The organism is Paenibacillus sp. HGH0039 (genome assembly GCF_000411255.1).
Taxonomy (GTDB): Bacteria; Bacillota; Bacilli; order Paenibacillales; family NBRC-103111; genus Paenibacillus_F.
In genome coordinates this window covers 1,793,564-1,806,073 of the sequence record NZ_KE150413.1, presented here as the reverse complement: position 1 = coordinate 1,806,073, position 12,510 = coordinate 1,793,564, and the positions used below count along the sequence as shown (strand labels likewise).

General features: G+C 53.5%; 12 protein-coding genes. 5 read left to right on the top strand and 7 right to left on the bottom strand.

Translation table 11 applies throughout. The features are described from left to right. The first annotated feature begins 130 nt into the window (after positions 1-130). The 5 genes from HMPREF1207_RS22700 to mtnB all read left to right on the top strand — a co-directional run bounded on the left by HMPREF1207_RS22700 (position 131) and on the right by mtnB (position 4,945). Complete coding sequence (locus tag HMPREF1207_RS22700; RefSeq protein ID WP_009675486.1) at positions 131-1,378, top strand: glutamate-5-semialdehyde dehydrogenase; 1,248 nt, start codon at positions 131-133, stop codon at positions 1,376-1,378. A gap of 65 nt (positions 1,379-1,443) precedes the next feature. Then, positions 1,444-2,298, top strand: a complete 855-nt coding sequence (gene proC, locus HMPREF1207_RS22695) for a pyrroline-5-carboxylate reductase (RefSeq protein ID WP_009675508.1) — start codon at positions 1,444-1,446, stop codon at positions 2,296-2,298. A gap of 42 nt (positions 2,299-2,340) precedes the next feature. Continuing rightward, positions 2,341-3,645: a 2,3-diketo-5-methylthiopentyl-1-phosphate enolase gene (locus tag HMPREF1207_RS22690; protein WP_009675539.1), complete on the top strand. Its 1,305-nt coding sequence runs from the start codon at positions 2,341-2,343 to the stop codon at positions 3,643-3,645. Then, positions 3,642-4,310: a 2-hydroxy-3-keto-5-methylthiopentenyl-1-phosphate phosphatase gene (locus HMPREF1207_RS22685; protein WP_009675596.1), complete on the top strand. Its 669-nt coding sequence runs from the start codon at positions 3,642-3,644 to the stop codon at positions 4,308-4,310. The genes HMPREF1207_RS22690 and HMPREF1207_RS22685 overlap by 4 nt, the downstream gene beginning before the upstream one ends. Next, the gene (gene mtnB / locus HMPREF1207_RS22680; RefSeq protein ID WP_009675527.1) at positions 4,307-4,945 is read left to right on the top strand and encodes a methylthioribulose 1-phosphate dehydratase; all 639 of its coding nucleotides are present in this window, start codon (positions 4,307-4,309) and stop codon (positions 4,943-4,945) included. The genes HMPREF1207_RS22685 and mtnB overlap by 4 nt, the downstream gene beginning before the upstream one ends. A gap of 178 nt (positions 4,946-5,123) precedes the next feature. Here the strand turns inward: mtnB and HMPREF1207_RS22675 are convergent, their stop codons facing one another. The 7 genes from HMPREF1207_RS22675 to HMPREF1207_RS22645 all read right to left on the bottom strand — a co-directional run bounded on the left by HMPREF1207_RS22675 (position 5,124) and on the right by HMPREF1207_RS22645 (position 12,496). After that, on the bottom strand, positions 5,124-5,813 hold the full coding sequence (locus tag HMPREF1207_RS22675) for a DnaD domain-containing protein (RefSeq protein WP_009675487.1): 690 nt from the start codon (positions 5,811-5,813) through the stop codon (positions 5,124-5,126). A 72-nt stretch (positions 5,814-5,885) separates the two neighbouring features. Then, positions 5,886-7,181 (bottom strand): asparagine--tRNA ligase, encoded by a 1,296-nt coding sequence (gene asnS, locus HMPREF1207_RS22670; RefSeq protein ID WP_009675554.1) that lies wholly within the window; start codon positions 7,179-7,181, stop codon positions 5,886-5,888. Between the two features lie 99 nt (positions 7,182-7,280). After that, positions 7,281-8,498 carry an acetate/propionate family kinase gene (locus HMPREF1207_RS22665; protein ID WP_009675621.1) on the bottom strand — a complete coding sequence of 406 codons (1,218 nt, stop codon included), beginning with the start codon at positions 8,496-8,498 and terminating at the stop codon, positions 7,281-7,283. After that, complete coding sequence (locus tag HMPREF1207_RS22660; RefSeq protein ID WP_009675546.1) at positions 8,495-9,367, bottom strand: 3-hydroxyacyl-CoA dehydrogenase family protein; 873 nt, start codon at positions 9,365-9,367, stop codon at positions 8,495-8,497. Before HMPREF1207_RS22660 ends, HMPREF1207_RS22665 begins: the two co-directional genes overlap by 4 nt. Positions 9,368-9,810: 443 nt before the next feature. Then, a complete protein-coding gene (locus HMPREF1207_RS22655) occupies positions 9,811-11,331 on the bottom strand; it encodes an AAA family ATPase (RefSeq protein WP_009675570.1) in 1,521 nt (506 codons plus the stop codon). Next, complete coding sequence (locus HMPREF1207_RS22650) at positions 11,328-11,861, bottom strand: hypothetical protein (RefSeq protein WP_009675627.1); 534 nt, start codon at positions 11,859-11,861, stop codon at positions 11,328-11,330. Before HMPREF1207_RS22650 ends, HMPREF1207_RS22655 begins: the two co-directional genes overlap by 4 nt. Before the next feature lie 131 nt (positions 11,862-11,992). Then, on the bottom strand, positions 11,993-12,496 hold the full coding sequence (locus HMPREF1207_RS22645; protein ID WP_009675501.1) for a cell wall elongation regulator TseB-like domain-containing protein: 504 nt from the start codon (positions 12,494-12,496) through the stop codon (positions 11,993-11,995). Between the last annotated feature and the right edge of the window lie 14 nt (positions 12,497-12,510).

Below are 12,510 nucleotides of genomic sequence, written 5' to 3'. Positions count from 1 at the left end.
CCGCATCTTTATCGAAGCGGCTTGGCTGCCGTAAGGCGGAAAAAATCCCGGAACGCCGGATTTCAGAATTCGGCTCCGTTATTTTTATTGAAAAATGAAATCCAATCCGATTAGCCAAGGAGTGAGCCCCATGAGTGAAGTCAGACAAAAAGCAACCATCGCGAAAGAAGCTTCTTCCCGTCTCGGCAACTTAACCACCGGTCAGAAGAATACCGCCCTCTTAAGAATGGCTGAGGCCCTGGTCGCCGAACAAGACTCCATTATCGCAGCCAACGCCGAGGATCTGAAGCGGGGCGCCGATACCGGCCTCGGCACTTCCCTGCTGGACCGGCTGGCCCTTACGCCCGAGCGGATCGAAAGCATGGCCGAAGGGCTCCGTCAGATCATCGAGCTTCCCGATCCTATCGGCGATCAGCTCGAATCGTTTGCCCGGCCCAACGGCCTGCGCGTCGAGAAAATCCGCGTGCCGCTCGGTGTAATCGGCATTATTTACGAAGCCCGTCCGAATGTGACAGTCGACGCCGCAGGGCTTTGCCTGAAAACGGGAAATGCGGTCGTTTTGCGCGGTGGCTCTTCAGCGCTGCGCTCCAATGAACGGATTGTTGAAGTGCTGCAAGCCGCACTCGCAGGCACGGACGTTCCTCCGGGCGCCCTGCAGCTTATTTCCGATCCCGACCGGGCCTCGGTTGATGAAATGCTGAAGCTGAACGGACTGCTTGACGTGCTGATTCCCCGCGGCGGAGCTTCCCTCATTCAAAACGTGGTCAAAAACGCGACGGTGCCCGTTATCGAAACCGGAGCCGGGATCTGCCACACGTTCGTCGACGAATCGGCAAAACCCGAAATGGCCGAGAAAATTGCCATCAACGCGAAAGTGCAGCGCCCCTCCGTCTGCAATTCGATGGAAACGCTGCTCGTACACCGCAGCCACGCCGAGAAACATCTGTCCGCCTTGGCCGGAAAGCTGTCCGCTCTGGGTGTCGAGCTGTACGGCTGCCCGCGGTCCCGCGAGCTTGCCCCGCAAATCAAAACGGCGGCCGACGAGGCCTGGGATACCGAATACAACGACTATGTCCTGAATGTCAAAGTCGTGGATTCCCTGGACGAGGCTCTCGCTCATATCCGTCGACACGGAACCATGCACTCCGAGTGTATCGTGACGGAGAATGAAGCTCACGCTTCCCGCTTCTTGCAGGAAGTCGATGCCGCGGCCGTTTATCACAACGCATCCACACGCTTCACGGACGGTTTCGAATTCGGCTTCGGCGCGGAAATCGGCATCAGCACACAAAAACTTCATGCGAGAGGCCCGATGGGACTTCCCGCGTTGACTTCCACCAAATACAGAATTTATGGCGACGGCCAAATCCGGGAATAATTCCTTGAATAAAGAGATCCGTTCCGTGAAGGAACGGGTCTTCCATAAACAGGAGAGTGAGACTTGTGAACAGCATAATTCATACTAAACGCATCGCATTTGTCGGCGCAGGTTCCATGGCTGAGGCTGTTCTACGCGGCCTCATCGAACGGGGAATCACGGCGCCCGGGCAAGTTTTTGCATCCAACCGGCAAAATGAAGAACGGCTGCAAGAGCTTAGAGAGCGGTACGGCGTCGAAGCCAGCTGTGACCCGGCGATCAAAAGAGAACGTATCTCGTCCGCGGACATCGTCGTGCTCTGCATGAAACCCAAAGACGTGGAAGCTTCGTTCGACGAGCTTAAACCGATGCTTAACGGCAGCCAGCTGCTCGTGTCCGTCATCGCCGGGCTGACGATACGCAAAATCGAAATTTTGCTGGATACCCAAATGCCGATCGTACGGACCATGCCTAACACTTCGTCGACCATCGGCCTTGGCGCAACCGGCATGAGCTTCTCCGAAAGTGTGTCCGAGGAGCAGCAGGCGCTCGCGACAAAAATGTTCGAAGCCGTCGGAATGGTGACGGTCGTTCCCGAAGATTACCTAGAAATCGTAACCGGACTTTCCGGAAGCGGTCCCGCTTATGTATACTATTTTATGGAGGCCTTAATTCAGGCGGGCATCGCGGGCGGACTCGAAGAGAACGAAGCGCGCCGGCTCACCATGCAGACACTGCTCGGAGCCGTTCACATGGTGGAACGTACGGGAGAAGAGCCAGCGGAGCTCAGACGCAAAGTGACTTCCCCGAACGGTTCGACCTTGGCCGCTCTGCAGACGCTGGACCGCTACAAGTTCCCGGAAGCCGTAGCCGCCGCTGTTTTCAGCTCCGCAAAACGCGCAAAGGAAATGGGCGCCGAGATTGCTCCCCATATCCGTTAAGGCGTTCTGCCTCCTATTCTTTTCTTAAGCAGGTGATATGTTGTGAGTTCCTACTGTTTGGCGACTTACCGCTGTTATGACGATACAGCCGATTTTAACAAAAAAGCGCAGGGGATCGCGGTCGGTCTGACCGTCGGAAGCTGGACCGATCTGCCGGAAGCGCGCAAAGCCCAGATGCAGCAGCATCTGGGTCATGTGGTCTCCGTCGACGTCCGCGAAGCGGGGGAAGCTTCCCCCGAATCCAGGCGTTACGCGGATATCCGGATCGCATATCCGGATGTAAATTTCAGCCGGGATCTTCCGGCTCTGCTTGTCACCGTTTTCGGCAAGCTGTCCATGGACGGGAAAATCAAATTGACCGATCTGTCCTTTTCGGAGTCTTTTCTTTCGGCTTTTGCCGGCCCCAAGTTCGGTCTTCAAGGCGTAAGGGATCTGCTTGGCGTACATGACCGGCCGCTTCTGATGAGCATTTTTAAATCCGTCATCGGCCAGGATCTGGAGGGGCTCGGGGAACAGTTCTACGCGCAGGCGGCAGGCGGTGTCGATCTCATTAAAGACGACGAGATCTTGTTCGAGAACCCGCTTACCCCTATCGAGAAAAGGGTAGCCGTCTGCATGGAAGCGTCGCGCCGCGCATACGACGTGACGGGACAGAAGCTGCTCTACGCGACGAATCTGACCGGCCCGACGTCCAAGCTGGCCAATCAGGCGAAGAAAGCGATCGATGCCGGAGCGAACGCGCTTCTGTTCAATGTGCTCGCTTACGGATTCGATACGCTGTGCGAGCTCAGCGCCGACCCGGACATCTCCGTGCCGATTATGGCGCATCCCGCTATGGCCGGTGCGTTCTATCCTTCTGCGGAGTACGGCATTTCCGCCTCCCTGCTGCTCGGCAAGCTGATGCGGGTAGCCGGGGCCGATCTCGTCCTGTTCCCTTCCCCGTACGGCTCCGTCGTGATGCCGCGTGAAGAGAACCTGGCGATCAAACAGGTTCTGCTAACGGAAAACTTGGAGCAGGACTATCTTTATCGGCATTCCGCGGCGGAAGGCACTGAACATCAGTCGTCCGCTTCCGCAAACGTAAGCCCAGCGCTTAAAACAAGCTTCCCTGTTCCTTCGGCCGGAATCCATCCCGGACTTGTCCCGCTCATCCTGCGTGATTTCGGCACGGATGTCGTGGTTAACGCCGGCGGCGGGATTCATGGCCATCCCATGGGCGCCATTGCCGGCGGACAAGCTTTCAGGCAGGCGATCCAGGCAACGCTGGAACAGAAACCGCTTCAAGAAGCCGCTCAGCAGCATCCGGAATTGAAAGCCGCAATCGAAGCCTGGGGGGTTAAATCTTGAGTACCCGACAAAAGATCGTGTTCTGTGATTTCGACGGCACGATTACCGTTAGCGACAACATCGTAGCGATTATGAAACATTTCGATCCGCCCGGCTGGGAAGCGATCGTAAAGCGTCTCGTGGAAGAAAGGGCGATCTCCGTCAGACACGCGGTCGGTGAAATGTTCCGGCTGCTCCCTTCTTCCCGTCAGCATGAAGTGATCGAATTTGCCATCTCGAATGCGGTTATCCGCGAAGGATTCGCCGATTTCGTTGCCTATTGCAGACAAAACGGGATCAAACTGCTCGTGACAAGCGGCGGAATCGACTTTTTCGTCTATCCGCTCCTGGAATCTTTCGATATTCCCCGTGAGCATATTTACTGCAACGGAAGTTCATTCGAAGGCGAGACCATCGAAATCCTGTGGCCGCACGCCTGTGACGAGCACTGCGGAGCGGACTGCGGAATGTGCAAAACGTCGATTATCCGTTCCTATCCCGCAGACGACTATGAACGCATCCTGATCGGAGACAGCGTAACGGACTTTCAGGGAGCGAAGCTGGTAGAGAACGTTTATGCCCGCTCTCACCTGATCGAGCTTTGCGAGGAACTGAAGCTCCCTTATGTCCCTTTCGAAACATTCCACGATATTATCCGTGACCTGGAGGCGAAGATACAAGCATGACCGAATTGACCTTGGAGCAAAAACAGCACGCGTACGACGAGCTTCGCGAGATCAAAGCAAACCTTGCGGCCCGGGGCTGGTTTCCGGCTACCAGCGGAAATCTATCCGTGCGCGTCGGCGAATTCACCCCGGAGAACTTCACGTTTGCCGTGACATCCAGCGGGAAGGACAAGTCTCTGCAATCGCCGGAAGACTTCCTTCTCGTCAATGAAAAGGGAACACCCGTCGAAGCGACCCGTTTGAAACCTTCCGCCGAAACCCTGATCCACTGTGAAATTTACAAGTATACGGGAGCAGGCGCCATTTTACATGTGCATACCATGTTTAACAACCTGGCCTCCGAGCTGTACGGCGAGGAAGGTTTTATCCCGGTAGAGGGCATTGAAATCATCAAAGCGCTGAACATTTGGGAAGAGGATGCCGCAATCCGCATTCCCGTCCTGCCGAATTACGCCGACATTCCGAAAATCGCCGAGCTGGTGCAGGGCGCCATTGTTCCGCGCATTCCGGGAATCGTGCTGCGCAAGCACGGGATTTACGCCTGGGGCGCAAACGTGGCCGAAGCCAAGCGGCATCTGGAAGCATTCGAATTTATGTTCGAATATGTATACCGCTGGCACCTTCTAAAGAAATAAGACGTGATTTCCGGCGGACAGGCGCTTTCTCCTGATTGGCCGAACGCGTCTGCTGTTTCTTCTACAAGCGGGATGATATACTTCCCTAACAACACGCAAAAACCCCCGAAGGAATCTCTTGAGAGAATCCCATCGGGGGTTTCTTGTTAGCGGACTGCTTCAAGTGAAGCGGCTCGGACTAGCGGTTGCCTCTGAATTTTTGTGTAAATTCTTTCGCCTGCTCCACTGTCGTAATCCGGTTCCGGCTCCATTCCAGCAAAATGCGGTCCACATAGCGGAAATGGACTTTGCCCGCGAAAACGGCTTCTTTGAGAGCGGCCAGCACAAGCTCTTCCTTGTAGCCGTCACGGTCCAGCCAGCTCGTTATCGTTTCAAGCTCCATCGGAGTCAGCGGCCGGGCAAATTCCGCTTCGAAGATCGAATAGACGTCCTTTTCCCGTCCAGGCTGGGCTTCGGACCTCTGGGCCTCCGCCTGTCTGGCCGCTTTTTGAAGGAGATCCTCCGCATAGCAGCTCGCGATTTTTTCGTACATCGGCCTCAAATTGTACCGCTCGTACTGGATATCCGACACGCTGTCGATTTCCTGCTCAATCCGGAGCACACCGCTGTTCACAAGCTTTTGAATCGCTTCAATCACTTGATCCTGCGGGGTTGTCATCCGGTCTTGAATCTCATCGTGCGTCGGGAAATCTTTCTTCTCATTCTCCTGGAAAGCCAGGATATGAATAAGCAGCATGACTTCAAGTTCGGACAGCTTCATCCGGTGATAATACCTCAAAAGCAGATGCGGAACGGCCACGGTTCCTGCTGTCATTCCTGCAAGGAGAGCCCGCTCTACCCGCTTGCGATCGTTATCGTTCGGTTTCAAATCCATCCTCCTCTTTCTAGCTCGGCCGATGTGACCGGCCGCCCCGTGCGTAAAGGCTGCATGCCTTCCGTATTACGGGTACAGACGGTAAAGCAGACGCGGGAACGGAATCGTCTCACGCACATGCTCCAGACCGCAGATCCAGGCGACCGTGCGCTCCAGTCCGAGTCCGAATCCGGAATGCGGCACCGTGCCGTATTTGCGCAGATCCATATACCACTGGTACGCTTCGGAAGACAGCTCGTGTTCCTTGAAGCGCTCTTCCATCAGCTCGGGATCGTCGATCCGCTGGCTTCCCCCGATAATCTCGCCGTACCCTTCAGGCGCGATCATATCGGCGCAGAGCACGACTTCCGGACGGTTCGGGTCCGGTTTCATGTAGAAGGCTTTAATGCCTGTCGGATAGTGCGTAATGAAGACCGGCTTCTCGTACTTCTCAGCGATAGCCGTTTCATGAGGAGCGCCGAAGTCTTCTCCCCAAGGGAATTCATGGCCCGTGTCCTGCAGGAACTGAACCGCTTCATCGTACGTGATGCGAGGGAACGGAGCCTGGATTTTCTCCAGCTTGGAGATATCGCGGCCCAGCGTTTCAAGCTCGCTGCGGCAGTTTTTCAGAACGGTTTGGACCACATGGGAAACGAACTGCTCCTGCACGCGAAGGCTCTCTTCGTGATCGACAAACGCCATTTCAGGCTCGATCATCCAGAATTCGATCAGGTGACGGCGCGTTTTGGACTTCTCCGCACGGAAGGTCGGTCCGAAGGAATACACTTTCCCCAGCGCCATGGCGGCGGCTTCCATATAAAGCTGACCACTTTGGGTCAAATAAGCGTCTTCATCGAAATATTTCGTATGAAATAAATTCGTCGTCCCCTCGCAGGAGGATGGCGTCAAAATCGGCGGGTCGACAAGCTGAAAGCCCTTGTCATCGAAAAACTGCTGAATCGCACGGATAATCTCCGCGCGGATAACGAGAATGGCGCGCTGACGCGGAGCACGCAGCCACAGGTGGCGGTGATCCATCAGGAAATCGACGCCGTGTTCCTTCGGCGTAATCGGGTAATCCTGGGTAATCTGAATAATTTCCACGCCTTCAACCGTCAGTTCATACCCGCTCTTGCTGCGCGGTTCTTCGCGAACCGAGCCCGTCACATAAAGCGAGCTTTCCTGGGTTAATTTCGAAGCGGCTTCCCAGACGTCTTCGCTCACTTCGCTTTTTACGACAACCGCTTGAATAAAGCCGGTTCCGTCACGCAGCTGCAAAAATTGAATTTTGCCGCTCTTGCGCTTGTTGTGCAGCCAGCATCCGATTCTTACGGATTCGCCGACATGGTCCTTGACTTCATGAATCGTACTCACACTGCTCATCTAACGTCTTCCTCCTTGGGTTGACATGGAAAGACGGCTCTATGGCCGTCTTCTCCCATCCACCTATTGTACTATAAACCAGTGGTAAAAAAAATCATTTTACCGCTTCGCTTCATGCAGTTGGTTCACCAGTTCAAACGTATCCCGCGCGATCATCCACTCTTCGTTCGTCGGAATGACCAGCACCTCTACCTTCGAATCGTCCGTCGAGATACGCTTCTCGATTCCCCATCCGTTAATGTTGCGCTGGGAGTCGAGTTCAAGACCGAGATACGACAATCCCTCGCATACCGCTTTGCGCAAAATAACGGAGTTTTCGCCTACACCGGCGGTAAAAATCAATACATCGATGCCGTTCATCGCCGCCGCATAAGAGCCGATAAATTTACGCAGCCTGTACGTATACATATCGAAGGCCAGCTTCGCGTTTTTATCTCCGCTGTCCATCGCTTCCGTAATTTCACGCATATCGCTGCTCAGCCCGGATATGGCCTGCAGCCCGCTGTGTTTGTTCAGCATGGAGTTCACTTCATTGAGGGACAAGTCTTCTTTGCCCATCGCAAATGTGACGACTGCCGGGTCGAGATCCCCGCTCCGCGTTCCCATCATCAGGCCTTCAAGCGGGGTAAGTCCCATGCTCGTATCCACGGATTTGCCGCCTTGAATAGCCGTGCAGCTTGCGCCGTTCCCGATATGGGCCGACACGATTTTAAGTTCTTCCAGCGGACGGTCCAGGAACCGGGCGGCACGCTCGCTCACATACTGGTGAGAGGTGCCGTGGAAGCCGTAGCGCCGGACTTTATGCTTGCTATACCAGATTTTCGGGATCGCGTACATGTAGGCGTGAGACGGCATCGTCTGGTGGAAAGCCGTGTCGAAAACGACGACCTGAGGCACATCGCCCATATTCGCCTCCACCGCGTTAATTCCCAACATGTGAGCAGGGTTATGGAGGGGCGCCAAGTCGAACAAGCGCTTGATCTCCTTCTTCACTTCTTCCGTGACGACAACCGAGGAAGAAAACGCTTCCCCTCCATGTACGATGCGGTGACCCACCGCATCGATTTCATGCACCGATTGTAAAACCCCGTGCTCTTTATGAACGAGCTTATCCAGTACTTTTTTGATCGCCGTCGTATGCTCGAGAATTTCGCTGACCTCACGTACCTCGGTCTTTCCTTCCGGCTCGTGGGTAAGAATGGCCGAATCCAGCCCGATCCGCTCTACGCGGCCTTTTGCCAGTACGGTCTCATCCTTCATGTTGTATAGCTGATATTTGACCGATGAGCTTCCTGCATTAATGACGAGAATATTCACATTCTGTCACCTTCCTTATCGTACCGGAAAAATCCTTCCCCGGTTTTAACGCCCAAATGTCCGGCATGCACCATCTGCTTCAGCAGGAAGGAAGGCCGGTATTTCAATTCGCCGAATTCGCGGAACATCCGGTCCAGTGCGGCCAGCACCGAATCCAGTCCGAAGCGGTCCGCCATTTCGAGCGGCCCGTGCCGGAACTCGTAGCCTTTGCGCATCGCCAGATCGATATCTTCCGCAGAAGCCACACGCTCCGCGAGCGTATGAACCGCTTCGTTAATGAGCAGGCAGATAAGCCGGGACGTGACAAAGCCGGGCGACTCATATACCTTGATCGCCGTTTTCTGAATCACATCTTCCACGAAGCGGCGTGTCAACATGTACGTGTCTTCCGAGGTTTTCAGACCGCGGATGATTTCGACAAGGTCAATTTTAGCAACCGGATGTATAAAATGAAGACCGATCACCCGTTCCGGATGCTTAGTCGATGCGCCCAATTCCGTAAGACTGAGTGTGGAGGTATTGGAAGCCAGAATGAGATCCGGGCCGCAAATTTCGTCCAGCTTCCGGAACAAGCTCTTTTTAAGATCCAGATCCTCGGAAATCGTCTCAATCACCATATGGCAGGAAGGAAGCTCTTTCAGATCCGTCGTTTTATGAATGCGAGAAAGAATCAGCTTCTTTTCTGCGCCGGTAATAGCCCATTTCTCCAGCTGTTTATCCAAACTCAGCTCGATCATGGCCCAGGAATGTTCCATTCTTTCAATATCTTTCTCAACCAGGACAACCTCCAGGCCTTTAGCCGCCAACATCTCGGCTATCCCCTGCCCCATCGTTCCTCCACCGATAACACCTATCTTTTTATATTGCATCCCTATTCTCCTCTTCGTCCGTTAATCTAGGGGTGTCGATTTTTATATCTCTTTTCAAGTCCATCATACACCGTTTTCATGCCTTTTTCATTAGTATACACAAAACTTTCAAAAGCAACTGAGCGATTTCGACAACTTTCGCAAGTTGTGAAAAAGGACACAGACAATCACGCTCCATTATACGGTTTCTTACCCGTTTAGAAATAGTGGAAATCTGGAAACTTTCAAACATACTATAAAGGAAAGTTGCTAGTTCATGCGTACAAAGATAGTTTTAAGATAGACTATTGCCCGGGCAATGGCAGCTTCATCTTTATAAACAATCGGCATCGGACAGAGCACGCAATGCGGCACATTTCCTTTCAAATTTATTCCAGACTAAAAAACCAGCCTAGCTGTAAAAGCCTAGGCTGGTTCTCGTTTGTATGCGGTTATTCACTGGCTTAAGCCAACACCGGCTCCAAGTGTCTCTTGCTTCCTTCAAGCAGATCACGGAACTGCTGCCCGGAAATGACCTCTTCCTTAAGCAGAATATCGAGCGATTGCTCGAATACGATCCGGTGCTTCGTCAGAAGCTCTTTTGTACGGGCCATCAACTCATCAAGGATGGCATTGTTCACTTCCAGCAGCTTCTGCTGCGGAACCATTTTCAGATCGACGATGCCCAGAGACGTCAGGCCCGAAGAAATCATCGTGCGGACCATATCGATGGACTTCTCGAAGTCGTTGCTCGATCCCGTGCTCCGGCCGCCGTAAATAATCTCTTCCGCAGCCGCACCGGCCAGCGCGATCATAATCTGATCTTCGATCGCTTCCTTGGAATACAGGTACTGGTCCTGCGGCGGATTATGGCGCACATAACCGAGCGCTTTGCCGCGGGGCCGCAGAGAAACTTGAGCTACGGAATCCGGACGCACCAGCTCTGCGATAATGGCATGGCCGAGTTCGTGATAGGCAACCCGGATCTTCTCTTCCTGGGTCGCTTCACGGTCCGTCTGTTCGCCCATCATGACTTTATCAATGGCCGCAAGCAGATCTTTCTGCATAACGTTATCCTGCTGGCCGCGCAAGGCATAAATGGCCGCTTCGTTCAGCACGCTTTCAAGCTGCGCTCCGGAAAATCCGAAGGTCTGCTCCGCGATTTTCTCCAGATCCGCCGCTTCCTCCAGCGGTTTGTTCTGGGCATGAATTTTAAGAATGGACAGCCGTCCCTTCTTGTCCGGCAGCTCGACGTCGATATGACGGTCAAACCGTCCCGGACGGAGCAGAGCCGGGTCCAGCATTTCTTTGCGGTTGGTCGCCGCGATGATAAGAATGCGCGGCGTCGTATTTGTATGAATGCCGTCCATTTCGGTCAGGAGCTGGTTCAGCGTCTGGTCGTACTCGCGCTGCTGCCCGCCGTCGCGTTTGCCCCCGATCACGTCGATTTCATCGATAAAAATAACGGCGTTTTGTTTATTTTCCTTCTGGGCTTTCGTTCTGGCTTCCTGAAAAAGGGTACGGATCCGCGAAGCCCCTACACCGACATACATCTCCACGAATTCACTGCCGGAAGCGGCAATGTAGACGGAATTCGTATGGTGTGCGGCCGCTTTGGCCATCAGCGTTTTCCCCGTTCCGGGAGGACCGGTCAGCAGGATGCCTTTCAGAGGGCGGATACCGAGCTTCTTCGTTTCTTCCTGTTTCACGAGAAAATCAAGCGCTTCGACGAGTTCTTTCTTAGCGCGTTCCTGTCCTCCGATCTGATCGAAGCTAAGGTAGGAAGGCTGCCGGGATTTGCCGCGCGTACCGGCTCCCGCGCCGATTCCGATGCCGGAACCTCCGCGGCTTTTCATCATATAAAGAACGGCTGTAATGAGCGCGGCCGTAAACAGCAAAGGGATAATGTTGACTTTAATAAAGGCAAGAAAAATGAAAAGTACCGGAGCAGCGCCAATCGCTATCTCTTTTCCGTATTTGCTCATTTAAACACCCCAACTTTTTCGGCATTTCGCGGCAGCACCACGTATTTGTGCTGATCCCCTTTTTGCAGATGAACGTACACGTTCTGCTCGTCCATTTCGGTTTTCACGACCAAATTGCTGTCTTTGTCCGTTTTGTGCTTTTCCAGTGCCGTAGGTATATCGGCATAGTGACGGGTTTCCATCGCCTGGGCGACGTCGAACAAAGCTTGCGCCCACCATTTATCGAGATCCGGAGATTCTTTTGTATTGACCGACAGTTTCACGTCACGGGAGCCGATTGTCGAGGCTCCTTCTTTTGTAATGCGGCCGTACACTTCTCTTAAGCTGGTGTCAGGTTTGAGGGACAGACGGATCGAAACTTCTTTATCATTATATGTGACCTGGGATTGATCAACCCCCGGTGTTTCTTTCACGATATTGCCTAGCGGTTTTCCGATGGCGTAGGTCTGATAAGCGAACCAGCCGCCAAAAAGAAAAAAAGCGGTGATGACGACACTTAACAGGACGGGCAAGAGACGTATTTTACGCAACTTACGTCCCCCTTTCTATATCATTCGTATTTAGCAAATGCTATACGAATAGTATATCACAGTCCGTAACCGGTGGGCAAAAAAAACGATGGAGTCTTTGACAAATTAACGAAATAAGCGAAAAGCTCACCCTATTGAAGGCTGAGCTTAAACGTATCTTCCAGTGCACCCGTCTTTAAATTATAATAATCGTAGAACGCCCGGTCTTGTTCGTCTTTATAAAAGACTTCCCAGACATACTTCCCCTTGAATTCGCCGGCGTTTACACGCAGAATATCCAGCTTGGGGTTTTTCTTCGCCATAATTCCGCGTACGGCTTCTTCCGTGACGTTCTCGGCCGTCATTTCCGTATGAATCTCGTCGATGGCCAGACCCGTCCCGTCCTGCTTGAGCGGCACCCAGACGATCAGCCCGTTGCCGAGCTTGTCTTCCCCGTATACGACTTCATAGGAGCGGGCTCCATGAAAAGCTTCCACCCGGTTAGCCTTGGTCATCGTCGTTTTCTCGTAAGCCGCCTGAACGGCCTCGGAATTCGTTTCCCAGTGAGTCGCCTGCACGTTCACGTAAAAACGGTTAATGCCGAACCCAGAAGTCAGCACGACAAACAGTCCGATCCAAATGGCTTTTTTAAGCATACGTTCCCTCCTCC

Coding starts and splice junctions, on each gene's coding strand:
- HMPREF1207_RS22655 (WP_009675570.1), bottom strand. CDS start 11,331: ATGAGCAAATACGGAAAAGAGATAGCGATTGGCGCTGCTCCGGTACTT.
- asnS (WP_009675554.1), bottom strand. CDS start 7,181: ATGAGCAGTGTGAGTACGATTCATGAAGTCAAGGACCATGTCGGCGAA.
- HMPREF1207_RS22700 (WP_009675486.1), top strand. CDS start 131: ATGAGTGAAGTCAGACAAAAAGCAACCATCGCGAAAGAAGCTTCTTCC.
- HMPREF1207_RS22645 (WP_009675501.1), bottom strand. CDS start 12,496: ATGCTTAAAAAAGCCATTTGGATCGGACTGTTTGTCGTGCTGACTTCT.
- HMPREF1207_RS22660 (WP_009675546.1), bottom strand. CDS start 9,367: ATGCAATATAAAAAGATAGGTGTTATCGGTGGAGGAACGATGGGGCAG.
- mtnB (WP_009675527.1), top strand. CDS start 4,307: ATGACCGAATTGACCTTGGAGCAAAAACAGCACGCGTACGACGAGCTT.